Annotated in this window: 16 protein-coding genes; 14 read left to right on the top strand and 2 right to left on the bottom strand. The window is 60.7% G+C overall.

The window, feature by feature from the left end; translation table 11 throughout:
• The first annotated feature begins 62 nt into the window (after positions 1-62).
• The 3 genes from OA90_RS08850 to OA90_RS08840 are packed head-to-tail and all read left to right on the top strand — an operon-like array spanning position 63 to position 3,704.
• The gene (locus tag OA90_RS08850) at positions 63-1,010 is read left to right on the top strand and encodes an ABC transporter permease (RefSeq protein ID WP_068409539.1); all 948 of its coding nucleotides are present in this window, start codon (positions 63-65) and stop codon (positions 1,008-1,010) included.
• A gap of 5 nt (positions 1,011-1,015) precedes the next feature.
• Positions 1,016-1,885, top strand: a complete 870-nt coding sequence (locus OA90_RS08845; protein ID WP_068409851.1) for an ABC transporter permease — start codon at positions 1,016-1,018, stop codon at positions 1,883-1,885.
• Positions 1,886-1,916: 31 nt separating this feature from the next.
• A complete protein-coding gene (locus OA90_RS08840) occupies positions 1,917-3,704 on the top strand; it encodes a gamma-glutamyltransferase family protein (protein ID WP_068409537.1) in 1,788 nt (595 codons plus the stop codon).
• A gap of 100 nt (positions 3,705-3,804) precedes the next feature.
• On the opposite strand, the gene ugpC is transcribed toward OA90_RS08840, so the two are convergent.
• Positions 3,805-4,872, bottom strand: coding sequence for a sn-glycerol-3-phosphate ABC transporter ATP-binding protein UgpC (gene ugpC, locus OA90_RS08835; protein ID WP_068409847.1), 1,068 nt, complete (start codon positions 4,870-4,872; stop codon positions 3,805-3,807).
• A gap of 183 nt (positions 4,873-5,055) precedes the next feature.
• On the opposite strand from ugpC, the gene OA90_RS08830 reads away from it, so the two are divergent.
• The 8 genes from OA90_RS08830 to OA90_RS08795 all read left to right on the top strand — a co-directional run bounded on the left by OA90_RS08830 (position 5,056) and on the right by OA90_RS08795 (position 12,749).
• On the top strand, positions 5,056-5,796 hold the full coding sequence (locus OA90_RS08830) for a GntR family transcriptional regulator (protein WP_208986044.1): 741 nt from the start codon (positions 5,056-5,058) through the stop codon (positions 5,794-5,796).
• The gene (locus OA90_RS08825; protein WP_156510438.1) at positions 5,793-6,776 is read left to right on the top strand and encodes an alpha/beta hydrolase; all 984 of its coding nucleotides are present in this window, start codon (positions 5,793-5,795) and stop codon (positions 6,774-6,776) included. The genes OA90_RS08830 and OA90_RS08825 overlap by 4 nt, the downstream gene beginning before the upstream one ends.
• 17 nt (positions 6,777-6,793) lie before the next feature.
• Positions 6,794-8,008 carry a sugar ABC transporter substrate-binding protein gene (locus OA90_RS08820; RefSeq protein WP_068409535.1) on the top strand — a complete coding sequence of 405 codons (1,215 nt, stop codon included), beginning with the start codon at positions 6,794-6,796 and terminating at the stop codon, positions 8,006-8,008.
• A 152-nt stretch (positions 8,009-8,160) separates the two neighbouring features.
• Positions 8,161-9,078 carry a sugar ABC transporter permease gene (locus OA90_RS08815; protein WP_068409533.1) on the top strand — a complete coding sequence of 306 codons (918 nt, stop codon included), beginning with the start codon at positions 8,161-8,163 and terminating at the stop codon, positions 9,076-9,078.
• Positions 9,075-9,908 (top strand): carbohydrate ABC transporter permease, encoded by an 834-nt coding sequence (locus OA90_RS08810; protein WP_068409531.1) that lies wholly within the window; start codon positions 9,075-9,077, stop codon positions 9,906-9,908. The genes OA90_RS08815 and OA90_RS08810 overlap by 4 nt, the downstream gene beginning before the upstream one ends.
• Positions 9,905-10,816: a sugar phosphate isomerase/epimerase family protein gene (locus tag OA90_RS08805; protein ID WP_208986042.1), complete on the top strand. Its 912-nt coding sequence runs from the start codon at positions 9,905-9,907 to the stop codon at positions 10,814-10,816. The genes OA90_RS08810 and OA90_RS08805 overlap by 4 nt, the downstream gene beginning before the upstream one ends.
• Complete coding sequence (locus OA90_RS08800; protein WP_068409529.1) at positions 10,813-11,805, top strand: Gfo/Idh/MocA family oxidoreductase; 993 nt, start codon at positions 10,813-10,815, stop codon at positions 11,803-11,805. Before OA90_RS08805 ends, OA90_RS08800 begins: the two co-directional genes overlap by 4 nt.
• Positions 11,806-12,209: 404 nt before the next feature.
• Positions 12,210-12,749, top strand: a complete 540-nt coding sequence (locus OA90_RS08795) for a hypothetical protein (protein ID WP_156510437.1) — start codon at positions 12,210-12,212, stop codon at positions 12,747-12,749.
• A 288-nt stretch (positions 12,750-13,037) separates the two neighbouring features.
• Here the strand turns inward: OA90_RS08795 and OA90_RS08790 are convergent, their stop codons facing one another.
• Positions 13,038-13,736, bottom strand: coding sequence for an FCD domain-containing protein (locus tag OA90_RS08790; RefSeq protein WP_199823651.1), 699 nt, complete (start codon positions 13,734-13,736; stop codon positions 13,038-13,040).
• 222 nt (positions 13,737-13,958) lie between these two features.
• Between OA90_RS08790 and OA90_RS08785 the strand changes: the two genes are divergently transcribed.
• The 3 genes from OA90_RS08785 (at position 13,959) to OA90_RS08775 (ending at position 16,447) form a co-directional block, all read left to right on the top strand.
• Positions 13,959-14,804 carry a fumarylacetoacetate hydrolase family protein gene (locus OA90_RS08785; RefSeq protein ID WP_068409525.1) on the top strand — a complete coding sequence of 282 codons (846 nt, stop codon included), beginning with the start codon at positions 13,959-13,961 and terminating at the stop codon, positions 14,802-14,804.
• Positions 14,805-14,945: 141 nt separating this feature from the next.
• On the top strand, positions 14,946-15,854 hold the full coding sequence (locus OA90_RS08780) for a VOC family protein (protein ID WP_068409828.1): 909 nt from the start codon (positions 14,946-14,948) through the stop codon (positions 15,852-15,854).
• Positions 15,851-16,447 (top strand): NADPH-dependent FMN reductase, encoded by a 597-nt coding sequence (locus tag OA90_RS08775; RefSeq protein ID WP_082836926.1) that lies wholly within the window; start codon positions 15,851-15,853, stop codon positions 16,445-16,447. The genes OA90_RS08780 and OA90_RS08775 overlap by 4 nt, the downstream gene beginning before the upstream one ends.
• The last annotated feature ends 20 nt before the right edge of the window (positions 16,448-16,467 follow it).

The raw sequence follows: 16,467 nt of genomic DNA, 5'->3' as shown, positions 1-16,467 counted from the left end.
TCCACACCAACCGCGGATCCCGGCTCCTCGCCGGGATCCGCTTCAAACCGGGTAGTGCCTGAATGCTGTCCTACATTGCGCGCCGGCTGCTCATCGCCATACCGACGCTGATCCTGGTGTCGATCTTCGTCTTCGTGCTGCAGAAACTGCTGCCCGGCGATCCGGCTCTCGTGCTCGCGGGCGAGGAACGCGATCCAGAGATGCTGGAGTTCATTCGCGAGAAATACCGCCTCAACGACCCGATCATCATGCAGTATTTTTACTGGATGAAAGCCATGCTGCAGGGCGATCTGGGCATCTCCCTCAGAACCCGCCAACCGGTACTGGACCTGATCGGCGACAAGCTGCCGGTCACCATCCAGCTCGCCGTGATGGCCATGATCATCGCTTTCGCGATCGGCATTCCGGCGGGAATTCTCTCAGCCGTCAAAAAAGGCACGGCCGTCGACTACATCGCCAACTTCATCGCGCTTTCCGGCCTGTCCATCCCCAACTTCTGGCTCGGCATCATGCTCATCATGCTGGTCTCCGTGCATCTGGGCTGGCTGCCGGCCTCGGGCTATGTATCGCCTTTCGTGGATCCGGCGAAATCCTTCCAGACCATGATCATGCCGGCTTTCGTGCTGGGCACCGCCCTTGCCGCCACGCTCATGCGCCATACCCGTTCCGCCATGCTCGGCGTCCTGAAAGCCGACTATGTGCGCACCGCGAGAGCCAAGGGCCTGCTGGAACAAACCGTCATATTGAAACACGCTTTCCGCAACGCACTGCTGCCCATCGTCACACTCAGCGCACTCCTCTTCGGCGAATTGCTTGCCGGGGCGGTTCTGACGGAGCAGATCTTCACCATCCCCGGCTTTGGCAAGCTGATTGTCGATGCGGTCTTCACCCGCGACTATGCCGTGGTTCAGGGAGTCGTCATGTGCACCGCCGCCGGCTTCATCCTGATGAATCTTGTCGCCGACGTTCTTTATTTCCTTCTCAACCCGCGTATGAGGAGCAGCCTGTGAGCGCCGTGACCTCCGCCGCCGATCCGGCAGAAGAGACCGTCAGGCCGGAAAACCGCGCCTGGAAGAAGCTGAAGGTCAACAGAAGCGCCCAGTTCGGGCTGGTGATCGTCGCCTTCTTCATTGCCATTGCGCTGGCCGCACCGATCCTGCCGATCGACGATCCCCTGGCCACAAACTGGAGCGCGATCCGCAAGGCGCCCTCTGCTGCTCACTGGCTGGGCACCGACGAGATCGGCCGGGACATCCTGTCGCGCATGATCTGGGGCGCACAGGCCTCGCTGCTGGCCGGCGTCGTCTCCGTAATCATAGCGGTGCTGGTCGGCGTGCCTTTCGGCCTGATCTCGGGCTATTTCGGCGGCTGGACCGATCAGGCGATCTCGCGCGTCACCGATGCGCTGCTGGCAACGCCCTTTCTGATCCTGGCCATCGCGCTCGCCGCGTTTCTCGGGCCAAGCCTGACCAACGCGATGATCGCCATAGGCCTGTCCGCCGTGCCGATCTTCGTCAGGCTCACACGCGGGCAGGTGCTTGCCGTGAAGACCGAGGACTTTGTGGAAGGCGCGCACGCCGTCGGTCTCACCCACACCGCCATCATGGGCCGCTACATTCTTCCCAACGTTCTCGCCCCGATCCTCGTTCAGGCCACGCTGACCGTAGCAACCGCAATCATCGCCGAGGCCAGTCTCTCCTTCCTGGGGCTCGGCCAGCAGGCTCCGGCGCCCAGTTGGGGGTCGATGCTGAACGTCGCCAAGAACTTCATGACCCAGGCACCATGGATGGCCTGGTGGCCAGGCGCGGCGATCTTCCTCGTCGTGCTCGGTTTCAACCTGCTCGGCGACGGCCTGCGCGATGCTCTCGACCCGCGCGAGACTTGAGACAGCTTTTTTCAACCCGAATGAGTATATTATGACGACTTTCACTACACGCCCCGAAATTACCGGCTCCTTCGGCGTCGTTACCTCGACCCACTGGATTGCCAGCGCTGTCGGCATGAGCATCCTGGAAAAAGGCGGCAACGCCTTTGACGCAGCGGTAGCAACCGGCCTCGTCCTGCAGGTTCTGGAACCGCATCTGAACGGTCCTGCCGGAGATCTTCCGGTCATCTTCCACGATGCGCAAAGAGACGAGACAAAGGTCGTTTGCGGCCAGGGCCCGGCGCCGGCCGGTGCGACCATCGCCCACTACAAGTCCGAGGGCATGTCCCTCATCCCCGGCAACGGCCTGTTGTCGACCGTCATTCCGGGCGCTTTCGACGGCTGGATGCTCATGCTGCGCGACCGGGGCACGCTGAGCCTGCGAGATGTTCTGGAACCCTCGATCTACTATGCCGAACACGGCCAGCCCATACTGCGCGGCACGGCCTCGACCATCGGCGGGCTCAGCGAATTTTTCGAAAAGGAGTGGCCGACGTCCTTTGAGACCTGGGTTCCGGGCGGCAACGTTCCCCAGGCCGGCGAGATGTTCCGCAACCCCGTGCTGGCGGCAACCTGGAAACGCCTGCTTGACGAGGCTGAAGGCAAAAGCGGCCGCGAACAGCAGATCGATGCTGCACGCGACTGCTTCTACCGGGGCTTCATCGCCGAGGAGATCGGAACTTTCCTTGAGAGCACCGAGGTCATGGACGGCTCCGGCAGCCGGCACAAGGGTGTCCTCACTCCTGACGATCTGGCAAACTGGCAAGCCTCTTACGAGGACCCTCTGACGGACGACTATCACGACTGGACCGTTGCCAAGACAGGCCCCTGGGGTCAGGGACCGGTTCTCCTGCAATCGCTCGCCCTTCTGCGCGGCATCGACATCGGCGCGATGGACCCGGCCGGACCGGATTTCGTCCACCACGTCACCGAAGCCATGAAACTCGCCTATGCCGACCGCGAGGTCTATTACGGCGATCCGAATTTCATCGACGTGCCGCTTCTCCAGCTTCTTGGCGAAGACTACAATTCCGCCCGCCGCGGCCTGATTTCCGGCCGCGCCTCTTTTGACCTGCGTGCCGGCACGCTTCCCGGGTATGAAGATCAGGTTGCCCGAAGCATGGCGGTGATCGACCGGGCCGGGATCGCTGAAACCGGGCTGTACGAAACGACCATGGCGCACCTGTCGGAGCGGCGCGGCGACACGGTGCATCTCGACATCATCGACCGCTGGGGCAACATGGTGACGGCGACGCCGTCCGGCGGCTGGCTGCAATCGTCTCCGGTTATCCCGGGACTCGGCTTCTGCCTCAATTCAAGGGCGCAGATGTTCTGGCTGGAAGAAGGCCTCGCCGCGAGCCTGGCACCCGGCAAGCGTCCGCGCACCACGCTGACGCCGAGCCTTGCTTTCCACGAAGGCCGGCCGGCGCTCGCCTTCGGCACGCCGGGAGGCGACCAGCAGGACCAGTGGCAGCTCTCCCTGTTCCTGCGCCTCGTCCATCACGGGCTCAATCTGCAGGAGGCCATCGACCTGCCGCTGTTCCACACCACTCATTTTCCAACCTCCTTCCATCCGCGCCAGCGCCAGCCGGGTCACCTGATGGCCGAGGGCAATTTCAGCGACAGCACGCTTGCCGAGCTGAGGGCGCGGGGCCATTCGATCGAGGTTTCCGGGGACTGGAGCATTGGCAGGCTGACTGCCGCGAAACGCGAGGCGGACGGAACACTGAAGGCGGGTGCGACCCCCCGACTGATGCAGGCCTACGCCGTCGGCCGTTGAAGACAGTGCAAGTCGTTCAGATCCCGAAGCGCCCAGAGAGTATTGGCATTTTCGGGACCTGAGTCAGAAAGTCGGACCAGAAGCGGGACCGGTACCCGGATCAGATCCGGGTGCCGGTAGCCGCGTCGAAAAGGTGAATGTCCTCCGGCTTGACCCTCAGATCGAGCCGCGTACCGGGCCTGAGGGACGGATCGGGTGCGAGCCGGGCGGTAATCTCCTGATTTTCGAGCATGCAGATCGCCATCGTGTCGGAACCGAGCGGCTCCAGCACATCGACCGTCGTGTGGAACATGGCCTCGTCAATGGCGCAGCGGATCAGGTGCTCCGGACGGACGCCGAACAGGATGTCCCGGCCTGCGGCGAGCTGCCTTTGCCCAAGCGGTATCCGCATCTCGCCGATAACTGCCGCGCTTTTGCCATTCTGCCCGACCGATCTGGCTTCCAGGATATTCATCTTCGGCGAACCGATAAACTCGCCGACAAACCGCGTTTCGGGAAGCGTGTAGACATCCACCGGGGCGCCTTGCTGAATCACCTCGCCATCCTTGAGGATAACGACACGGTCAGCCAGCGTCATCGCCTCCACCTGATCGTGCGTTACATAGACCATCGTGGTCTTCAGGAGGCTGTGCAGCCGCTTGATTTGAGTGCGCATGTCGACGCGAAGCTTGGCGTCGAGGTTTGAGAGGGGTTCGTCGAACAGGAACACCTTGGGCCTGCGGACAATCGCCCGCCCCATCGCCACGCGCTGGCGCTGACCACCGGAAAGCTGCCCCGGTTTTCTGTCCAGAAGCGCGGTGATCTGCAGGATATCCGCAGCCTCCTCGACCTGCCGGCGCCGTTCCTGCGCACTCATTCCGCGCATCCTCAATCCGAAGCCGATATTGTCGGCCACAGACATGTGCGGATAGAGCGCGTAGTCCTGAAACACCATGGCGATGTCCCGGTCCTTCGGCTCAAGGTCGTTGACCACGGCGCCTTCGATCTGCAGTTTGCCGCCGGTTATTTCCTCCAGCCCCGCGATCATGCGCAGCAAGGTGCTCTTGCCGCAGCCCGACGGACCGACAAAGGCCACGAACTCACCATCCCGAACCTCCAGATCGATCCCCTTCACTGCCTGGAAGGAACCGTAGTTCTTCACGATCTGCTCTAACTGAATAGCGGCCAAAATGTCCTCCCGCGCAGCATGCGCTTCTGTTTCCGGTCCGTTTTCTCGCTCCATGACATCGGCATAATCTCCCAAAATCATCTGCGGTAAGGAGCCGCATTTCATTCCTTGCGACGCTTCCGCTTGCATCGGCGCATCATTATCGCTACATTATCGATAACGTTATCGATATTCAAGTGGTACATGACCGGCATGGCGGCGGAAAGCTTCGACAATCAGGAAAACGGCAAACCCGGGCGCCCCCGGCAACAGCCCCGCCGTGCCACCAAGCGCAGCCATGCGATCTTCGAGAAAATCCAGAAGGACATCATGCTGGGCAACCTGCCCCCGCGCGCGGCGATTCTCGAACTGGAGCTGGCCGACAGATTCGAATGCAGCCAGAGCACCGTGCGCGAGGCACTGATGTTCCTGCAGACGGACGGTCTGGTGGAGCGCGTGCCGCACCGGGGCACCTTCGTTGCGGACAGCCGCAGTGAGGACGCGCACGAACTGATCCTGATCCGCCGCGACATCGAGTGCCGTGGCGTCGTCAGAGTTCTGAACCGCTTCGGGCCGCTTTTGCGCAAGGAACTGGAAGCGGACCTCAACGCCATGCGCAAGGCCGCGAAGGCGGGAGACGAATATCTGCTCTCCCTTCACGACCGGAGTTTCCACCTCAATCTTTACAATGCCGCGGACATGCCGAGCGTCCGGCCCATTCTGCGCCGCTGCCTCATACACAATCACCGCTACAAGATCCTGAATTCCGAACCGAACCGCGGTCTGGTCGAAACAGCAGAACGCCATGTCGCCATCCTTGACGCGCTGGCGGCGGGAAACCGGCCGGAGGCCGTCGAGGCGCTGTCGCACCATATCACCACCATCGTCGATTTCGGGCCGAGCATCGTGACGGTCAAGACGGAAAGGGAACCGGTGAAATCATGACCGGTCTCCAGCCCACAGACGCGGATCTGATCCCGACGGAGCGCATGCAGTGGATTCTCGAGCGCCTGGCGAAAGAAGACGCCGGTCTCGGTGATCCGACGCTTCTGTCCGCGCCGGAGGGCCGCGAACTTGCCGAGCAGACCAACGCGCGCTGGAACAGCGACCTGCCCGGGATGCCCATCCGGGAGTTCTCGATTGACGCCCGTGAAGGACACTCGATCCCCTGCCGCCTGATGAGCCCGGAAGGCGCGGACGGTCTGATCGTTTTCATTCACGGCGGCGGCTGGGCCTTCTGCAGCATGGCGACCCACGAACGTGCCGCCCGGTTGCTGGCTCTGGAGGCCGGAGCCCATGTGCTGACCTTCGACTACCGCCTTGCGCCCGAAGCCCCCTTTCCCGCCGGCCTCATGGACTGCATGTCTGTTTGGACCGCCATCACGGCCGGTCACAAGGACCTTGCCGCGTGCTCGGGACCGCGTGCTGTCGCCGGAGACAGCGCCGGCGCCAATCTCGCGCTGACCCTGCTGCTCATGATGCAGGATGCAGCGTTGCCAAGGCCGGATGCGGCGCTTTTGTTCTATGGCGTTTATGACGCGAATTTCGAAACCGCGTCCTATCTCGGCCAGAAAGACGGCCCCGGCCTGACCCGGGCCAAGATGATGCGCTACTGGGACTGGTATGTGGCTGCTACGGACGACAGGAAGTCGCCGCTGGTGTCCCCGCATCAAGCCTCGGATGACCAATTGCGCAAGCTGCCGCCGATGTTCTTCAACGCGGCGGCCGTCGACCCTCTTCGCTCGGATACGGAAAACCTGGTCCGCCAGCTTCGCAGCCTCGGCCGGACCGACCCATACACCCTGTATCCGGGCGTCGTCCACGGCTTCATGCAAATGAGCCTTGAACTACCCGAAGCCCGCAAGGCTGCGGCGGAAGCCGGGAGGGCTTTTCGCGAACTTACACGGTCTCGAATAACGATATAAATAAAGTGGAGGAAGCAATGTCAAAACTCATATCGGCCGCGCTGGCCGTTGGACTGCTCGCCGGAACGGCCACAGCCTATGCGGATGAAACCGTTCGATTCTGGTACCATTTCGACAATGCCGACAATCCCATGTCGGAACTGGTCGCAAAGTTCGAAAAGGCGAATCCCGGCATCAAAATCGAAGCCGAGAACATTCCCTGGAACTCTTATTACGACAATCTCTACACCTCGATTGTTGCCGGCAACGCGCCGGATGCGGCGATGGTGAAGATGTTCGCACAGCCGCGCCTGGTGGAAATGGGCGCGCTGGAACCGATCGGTGATCGCATCGACGCCTGGGACGGCAAGGCCGACCTGCAGGACAATCTTCTGGATCTCACCAAGGCCTCCGACGGCAACTCCTATTACCTGCCCATCCAGTATGTGGTGCTCTACCTCTATTACCGTCAGGACATGCTCGAGGAACTCGGCCTTGAAGTGCCGAAGACCTGTGACGAGTTCCGCGATGTGGCCATGAAGCTGACCCGCGATACCGATGGCGACGGTCAGCCGGATGTCTACGGCTTCGGTTTCCGGGGCGGCAAGGGCGGTCACGATCACTGGGGCAGCTTCGTGCTTTCGCGCAATGTCGATTTCTCGGCAGGAAGCCTGACCAGCGACGCCGGCGTCGCCGGTACCCAGTGGGTGGTAGACCTCTTCGAAAAGGACAAGGTCTTCCCGCCCTCCGCGCCCAATGACGGCTTCAAGGAAGTCACCGGCGCGTTCAAGGCCGGCAAGACCGCGATGACGATCCACCACATCGGCTCTTCCAACGGCATGGTCGAAGCGCTCGGCGACGCGGTTTCCGCAACCCCCGTACCGGAATGTGGCGGCGGCCACTGGACATCATTCGGCGATGAATCGACCGCCGTTTTCTCTTCGGCGGAAAACAAGGACGCTGCGTGGAAGTGGATTTCCTTCCTGTCGACGGCCGGCAACAATATGGAGTTCAACAAGGCGACAGGCCAGTTGCCGGTGACCAAGACCGACAGCGAAGGCTGGACACTGCATGAGAAGCGCTTCGTGGACGCGACAGTGCAGTCTCTGCCCTTTGCCAACCTGCTGCCGAACGTGCCGGAAACCTCCGACTTCGTGAACACGGTCTGGCCGGTGAACATGCAGCGTGCCCTGACCGGTGAAATCACCGCGGAACAGATGAACACCGAGATCGACAAGCTCTATAATCCCTGACTCCTCCCAGGCGGGCCTTGCCGGGCACGTTGCCTTGCGGGGCCCGCCATTTTTTTGGATCCGGGACACAAACAGGACTTGCCTGAAAACGGCAGACGGAAAACTTGAACTGCGTGCGGGAGACACCTCCCGCACCGAGTGGAAATTCGACCATGCTCACCATGAACGAACCGGCGGACCGACTGCCAGGCCGGGCGGCTCTTGCGCGAAAGGTGCTCCCTTACGCGTTGCTCTCGCCCGCCGTCCTTGTAACGCTGGCCATCGTGTTCTTCCCGATGATCCAGGCGGCCTGGATGAGTCTGCACGACTACATCCTCTGGAAGCCGAAGGACTTCACCTTTGTCGGTCTGAAGAACTTCGCGGCTGCCCTGCAGGACGAGGTGTTCTGGATTTCCCTGCGGCACACGATCATCTGGATCGCCGTGACGATCCCCGCGCAGCTTCTGCTCGGTCTCGCCACGGCGTTGCTTCTCAACCAGCAATTCCCCTGGCGCCCCCTCGCCCGGGCCCTGATAATCATTCCCTGGGCGTTGCCGAGCGTCGTGATCGCCCTCATGTGGGTATGGATCTACGACGCCAACTACGGAATCTTGAACGAGTTCATGCTCCGCCTGGGCCTGATCAAGGCCTCGGTTCCCTGGCTCGCCGATCCCGACACAGCTCTCTACGCCATCATCCTGACGCTCACCTGGCAGGGGTTTCCATTCTTCGCGGTGATGATCCTTGCCGGCCTGCAGTCGATCCCCAAAAGCTACTATGAAGCCGCCTCCCTGGACGGAGCCGGTCCGATGCGACAGTTCTGGCACATCACCCTGCCGGGCATTTCCGGCGTCCTGGTGACCGCGGTTCTGCTGAGAACCATCTGGGTCGCCAACTCGATCGACGTCATCTACGTCATGACCGGCGGCGGCCCCGGCTATGCCACCTACACCCTGCCGCTCTACGCCTTCATCAAGGCGCGTACCAATCTGGACTTCGGCTACGGCTCCTCGCTTGCCGTCCTGTTCACGCTCATGCTTCTCGGGCTCGTGATTGTCTATCTCCGCCGTGCAGGGAGGTCCGTGAACTGATGGTTGGACGCAAATCCCTTCTGAAACGGATCCTGATCGTCGATGTGCCCATGCTGCTCATCCTGACCTTCACGCTCGGGCCGTATCTGTGGATGCTGCTTACCTCGCTGACGTCGGAGAACCGGCTGTTCACCGAAGGCCCGAGCCTGGCCGGCGCGACGCTCGAGAACTATATCCGCCTGTTTTCGACTGTCGGCTTCCTGACCAATCTGATCCATTCCTTCATCATCGCCGCCGGCACTGTTGTCGTCGGCCTCAGCCTGAGCGTGACGGCCGCCTATTCCTTCTCCCGCTTCTCGTTTCGCGGCAAGCGTTACCTGCTGCTGCAGTTTCTGATCATCAACATGTTCCCGGTGGTGCTGCTGATCCTGCCGCTCTTCGTGATGATGCGCGTTCTGGGCATTCTCGACACTCACCTGGCGCTCATCATCGCCAATGCGACGGTCGCCATCCCCTTCTCCGTGTGGATGATGACCAGCTATATGAATGGCATCCCGAAAAGCCTCGACGAGGCCGCGATGACCGATGGCTGTACCCGGCTCGGTGCGCTGTGGCGCGTGGTTCTGCCGTTGTGCACTCCCGGCATCATCGCCACCGGCATCTACATCTTCATCACCGCGTGGAACGAATACCTCTACGCCCTCACCCTGGGCGGGCGGAACGTCCGTCCGATCACCGTCGCCATCCAGACCCTCATCGGCGAATATGAGGTTGAATGGGGTCTCCTGACGTCCGGCGGCATCATCGGCGCCATGCCCGCGACCATCCTGTTCCTGATCGTCCAGAAGCGCCTGATCAGCGGCCTCACCCAAGGCGCGGTCAAGGGATGACAACACTAAAGGCACCCAACGTGAAAAACCCCGTCGGCATCATTTCCATGCAATTCGTGCGGCCCTTTACCCGCGCCGATCTGGGCCTCTTCCGCCACATCCGCGACCTCGGCTTCGATTTTGTCGAGCTTCTGGTCCCGGAGCCTGACGACGATCTGGATCTGCGCGAAACCGCCGATGCCCTGCGGGACGCGGATCTTGGTGTCGTGCTGGCGGCTCGGGTCAATCTGCAGCGATCGATCGCCGGCGACGAAGCGGCATCCAGACAAGGCGGTATCGACTATCTGAAACGTTGCGTCGAGGTGGCGTCTGCGCTCGGAGCCCGGATCATCGGCGGCCCGCTCTATGGCGAGCCGCTGGTCTTCGCCGGCCGCGCCCCGGCCCCCTGGTCGGATGGGCAGATTCAGTCGAGGGCGGACAGAACCGTCGAAGGCTTGGCGGTGGTTGCGCCTCTCGCGGCGGATGCGGGCTGCGTCTTCGCGCTGGAAGCCTTGAACCGGTTCGAAACCGATATCGTCTCCACCACCCGTCAGGCCGTCGAAGTCTGCGACAAGGTCGACAATCCCGGCCTCGGGATCGTGCTCGACACGTTCCACATGAACATGGAAGAGCGGTCGATTCCCGATGCCATCCGGACCGCCGGGCCGCGCGTCGTGCATTTCCAGGCCAATGAAAACCATCGCGGTTTCCCGGGCACCGGCCATCTCGACTGGCCCGCGATCATGAAGGCGCTTGCCGACATCGGATACACCGGACCCGTGTCCCTGGAACCGTTCCGCAGGAACGACGACCGCGTCGGCCTGCCAATCGCCCACTGGCGCATGCCGCGTGAGGACGAAACAGAAAAACTGCAGGCAGGCCTGGCGTTGATCCGGTCCTGCCTTGCCATGGCGGAGACCGCCCAATGACCCTGAATATCGGATGGATCGGCTGCGGCCGCCACGCAACGCAAATGCTCATGCCTCAGCTTGGCCGCAACGGCATCAACGTCGCCGCCGTCTGCGACGTCAATCAGGACGCAGCCACCAACGCCGCCTGGCAGTATGGTGCTGAGGCCATCTACACCGACTATCGCGAGCTGATCGCCCACAAGGACCTGGACGCCATTGGCATGGCCGTCGGGCCGGATCTGCACCACGTGGCTTCCATCGCCGCTCTGGAGCGTGGCCTGCCGGTGTTCCTGGAAAAGCCCCCGGCGAAAAGCGCCGCCGCAGCGCGTGAAATCGCAGCTGTCTCCGAGCGCACCGGCAGGCCCGTTCTGGTCGGCTTCATGAAACGCTATTCGACCGGCAACCGGATCGCCGGCAATGTCCTGCGCAAGGGCGACTTCGGCAAGGTGCTTGGCATTACCGGCACCTATATGACCGCACCGACCTATTTTGCCGGTGAAGTCGACTACACCGGCTTCTACCTCCACCACTGCGTCCACTACATGGACCTCATCCCCTGGTTCGCGGGTGATGACTTCGCCGACATGGCGCTTCGCAAGATCGAGCCGGAACCGGGACACCTGCTGTTTCATCTCAATTTCGAATGCCGCAACGGGGCGATCGGCACTATCGTCATGGGCACGGTCCAGTCCCGGGGAACGCCGATGGAAGCCATTCAGATCATGGGCGACCACATCCGCCTGGAAGTCGACAACGTCATCAACGTCGCCTGCTACCGCGACCCGCCGTTCAAGGCCGACGATCCGGCGGCAACCCTTTCGGAAACCTCCGATACCCTGTCCTGGACCCCGAACTTCACCGCGGCGGCCAATGAGGACCACAAGGGCTACAATGCCCTGATCAAGGATGTCGCCTCGGCCTTCCGGCAGGAAAGCTCCGCCGCACCGGACATTCATGACGGGGTGCGGGCGATGACAAATCTGGAACGGATGATCACGCTGATTTGATCCGTTGAGGCCCGCCCTTCGATCACCCGGCGGCGGCTCCACGCCGACGCCGCATTCGCCATCCCGGCCTTCTTCGATCTTTTGGCGGCGGCAGGACGGGACGACGCCGCTCGCATCAAGAGAAACCCGAAGCTCCACGAACAAGTCGCCGGCTGACAAACCGTCACCCTGACCGACCGCCGAACCATAGGCTGGCGACGGGAAAACGGTGACAGGCACATGGTCAGATCACGTCTTCGGGTGCCAAAACGACCGACACGGGACGCGATGCGCCAATGTACAGTGGCCAGTGCTAACCTAAAATGCCAAAAGGCTTTGCCAACCGCTTTGGGTGCCACTATCTGTTCCAGAGGGGCAAAGCGGGTTTATGAAGCGAAAATTTGAATACAGGAGATTTTCGAAATATGCAGCTTTCTAAAATAACTGCAACAATGATGGCTTTGAGCCTCCTCGGTGCGGGGGTCGGACAAGCCGTCGCGATGACGGCAGCTCCTCTTGTCAATTCCTCGATACATGCCGCTGCGCAAGATTCAAATCCGGTTCATTCCGAGCTTGTGCAAATATCTGACAGAAAGCGGCCGGGCCACAACGCCGAAAACAGGCATATAAACAATAGAAACAAGAATACAAACATCAACAAGAACACAAACATCAATCGCGATGTGAACAAAAACACTGTGAATCGCAACGTAAACAAAAACACCGTCAACCGGAATGTAAACAACAACACCACAATTAATCGCAATGTGAATGTAAATGTTGTTAACCGCCCGAGAGGTTGGCGGGGCCAATACTGGGGAAGAACCGTATTTGGTGTAACCCTTGGAACGCTTATCGTCGTTGCAGCGAACACACCGCCGCCGCCGCCTGATCCCACACTTTGCTGGACATGGACCAACAGCGCCATGACTGAAGGCTTCTGGTACTATTGCACAGGGGGCTAAAGTCCATCCTGCTTGCCGCCTCGAACTAATTTCCGGGCGGCAACATTCTATCTTTTCGCGCTGATAGGGATGGCGTGATTGAGTCGCCAGAGCTCTATGGATCGCTTCTGCCAACAGAATACGAACGATCTGAGTTTCGAGCGTCAAGACCGCGCCCTGCGCAGTTCATCCAGATATCGAATTTGAGAATTCGCGGTATTCCGGTCATTGTGTCTGGCTGTTTCAAAAACAAACGGCCCCGCAATCGCAATCGATTGCGGGGCCGAAAGACCGATTATCTTGATCGGGTCAGAGCAACCTGATCGCACGTTCCGAGGTGTCGCTTATGTGCTTTTCAATAAGCTTTGACGCCAGGTCGGCATCGCGCGCCAGCGTCGCGGCCATGATCTCGGAGTGTTCTTCGAATTTTCGTCCTCCGAGCCCCTCCGGCGCTCTCTTGGTGACAAAGCGGTATCTGTCGAGCTGGTCGAACATGATCGAGCGAAGCCTGAACAGCCAACGTCCCGAGCAAGCCGCAACCAGCGCCTCGTGAAAGTCCCGGTGACGCTGGACCCACTCCGAGTGCCGCGTCATCCGTTCCTCCCAGGGGAGGCTCTCGATCAGACTGAGACGGTGATGAACCGCGACGATATTGGCCTCCCAGTCATCGTCGCCATTCTCGATCGCATCGCGGAGCGCTCGCTTTTCAAGGCTGATGAAATGCTCGGTAATCTCAATCAGTTCTTCGGCTGACACAGGAGCGACCTTGAACCCCTTGCCCGCCTCCAGCGTAACGAAACCTTCCGACACCAGTTGCGACAACCCCTCACGCAACGTGCCGATTCCCACATCGTAGCGTTTGGTCAGATCCGCGAACTTCAGACGGGTCTCCGGTTCGAAGACACTGCTTACAATGTCGTTGCGCAGCCGCGACAGGACGTCCTGGCCGGAGGATGGATCTCCGGTTTTCGCTTGTTTCGGGCTGCGCGTTCCAGCGGTCTTTTTCAAGCAGCACTCCGATTCATATACGGCCCTGGTTCCGGACACGTTTCAGTCTGTTTCAAAGGCCCCGTCACCTGGATGACAGGAGTACGCAGCGGCAGCTTCCAGGCAACACACCAGATCTTCGAATATCCCTTAAGACACGCCTCATACACAAATATCAAAGTTTTTCTTAACGGACTGCATATTCCAAGATATATATATTTTCGAAAATTGAAAGAGTTGCGAATGAAACTGGTTTCTTTCATCAAGGATCAGCGGTCCTCCTGGGGAATCGTCCATGGCGACGGCATTGCCGATCTGGGCCACCGCTCCGCCGGACTGTTCCCCGATCTGAGGTCCTTCCTGGCGGCAGGGTCGCCACAAGACCTTCCCGGCAATGTCACCGGACCGGACTTCGGCCTCGATGAGGTCAGGTTGCTGCCCGTGGTGCCCAACCCGGACAAGATCGTCATGGCCGCCCTGAACTATCATGAAACAGGCAGCGACCCGGCCAAGACACCCGAGCATCCCGTCCTGTTCCTGCGTCTGCCGTGCTCGCAAATCGCCGATGGCGATCCTCTGATCCAGCCAAGCCAATCGGAACGTCTCGACTTCGAAGGCGAACTGGCGGTGATCATCGGCAAGCCAGGCCGACACATTCAAGCCGATCAGGCCATGCCCCATGTGGCCGGCTATTCAATCTACAACGACGGCAGTGTCCGCGACTGGCAAAAGCACTCGCACCAGTTTACCGCCGGAAAGAATTTCACCGGAACCGGCGCCTTCGGTCCCTGGATGGTCGAAGCCGGCGACCTGCCCGTTCAGGAGCGCGGGTTTCAGCTGGCAACGCGGGTGAACGGCGTCGAAAAGCAGCGCACGAGCACCGCGCGGATGATTTTCGATATCCCTTACCTGATCGCCTACATCTCGACCTTTGCACCACTCGTTGCCGGTGACGTCATTGTCACCGGGACCTGCACGGGTTTCGGCATCACGCGCAAGCCGCCTGAGTTTTTGAAACCGGGCGATTTTGTCGAGGTGGAGATCGAGGGAATCGGAACCCTGTCCAACAGAGTGGAAGCGGAATCATAGGGCTGACGGGCACCGGCGATCCAGCCAGGCGCGGCCATAAACGTTGCCACTTTTCCACTATACATAGATTTTCGAAAATATTTGTTATTGTAGAAAGTACGTGTTAGCGTCCCGGTTAATGAGGACTTGAAGGATGAAGAAATGAGCTACTTGGTGAATGCGCTCGGCCATGTTCAGTTGAACGTGGTTGACGTCCAGGCCCTGGTTGAAGAGTCGGTTTCCATCCTCGGCTTGCATGTCACGCATGAACACGATGGCTCTGTCTGGCTGTCATCGAACGGACGCCGGGCGGAACTGGTCCTGCATCAAGCTTCCGAAAACTCCGTCCGGTCCATCGGCTTCGATGCAATCTCGGAAGACGCCGTGACGCAAGCCGCAGGCAGGGTCGAGGCCGCCGGGTGCCGCGTCGTCGCGACGCAGCCGAGCCTGTCCTGCTGCGAAAAAGGCATGAGCTTCGTGACCCCTCAAGGTCATACTTTCGAGGTCCACTCCCCGATTGCGGATGAAACATACGGCCGGCGGCATGCCACGGTCGGACTCGGCCCCTTGCGCCTTGACCACGTCAATATCACTTCACCGGAACCGGCTGAAACACGAGCCCAGCTTGAGCAGATCATGGGTCTGCGCTTGTCGGAACGGATGGTGGATGACGGGCTGAGCTGGATGCGCGGCGGCAACCGCCTGCATCACATTCTGGGCATCGTGCGCGGCCCGACGGGCATGCACCATTATTCCTGGGAAGTTTCCGAATTTTCCGACTACTGCCGTCTCGGCGATTTACTTGACACCCACGACAAGATGCTGGTCTGGGGCCCCGGGCGGCACCGGCCGGGTGACAACACCTATGCCTATTACATCGACGCCTGCGGCGCGATGGTCGAATGCGCCGGCGGCATGGCGTTCATCCACGACGATGACCGCTATGAACCGAACGTTATCACCGCTCTGAAGCGGCCCGAGAATGTCCGCGTGATGAACGTCTGGGGAGAACCCGCACCCGCCCCCTGGCTCGCGCACAAGTTTCCCTGGGCCGCCCCGCAGGAAGCATGACGCCCCCAACACAAGGTATGGACGACAACGTGATCAAAATCGGAATTCTGGAAGGCTCGCTCAGGCAGCAATCGCTCTCAAGGGCGGTTGCCCGCGCCGTGCCGGGTCTGGTGCCCCAGGGCATGACATGTGAGGCCCTGCCCAACCCGGGCACCCTGCCGCTGTTCAATCAGGATGTTCTCGACGCCGGTTTGCCCGCAGCCGTCGGTGCGATGACAGACGCGGCCGCCGGTGTCGATGCCTTGCTGATCGTGACACCGGAATACAACTGGTCGATTCCAGGCGCGCTGAAAAACGCGATCGACTGGTTTTCCCGCGCCAGCCCAAATCCGCTCACGGACAAACCTGTTGCAATCTGGAGCGTTTCCCCCGGCCTGCTCGGTGGTGCAAGGGTCCATGAAAGCCTGCGTCAGGTGCTCCACAGTCAGGACATGCAAATCATGGCGAAGCCCGAGGTGCAGATCGCAGGCGCCAGGGGGAAGGTCGATGTGGAGGCTGCCAGCATCACCAATCCGGACACCGAAGCCTTCCTGCGCGATCACCTGGCACGGTTCGAAGCCTTCTGCGCCGCACGGTGCGCGCAAACCCGGTAACTCTCGAAGAGACACAAGGA

This window comes from Labrenzia sp. OB1 (assembly GCF_001624695.1).
Classification (GTDB): Bacteria; Pseudomonadota; Alphaproteobacteria; order Rhizobiales; family Stappiaceae; genus Roseibium.
Note: the sequence above shows the minus strand (reverse complement) of the source record. Positions and strands in the feature narration are given on the sequence as shown.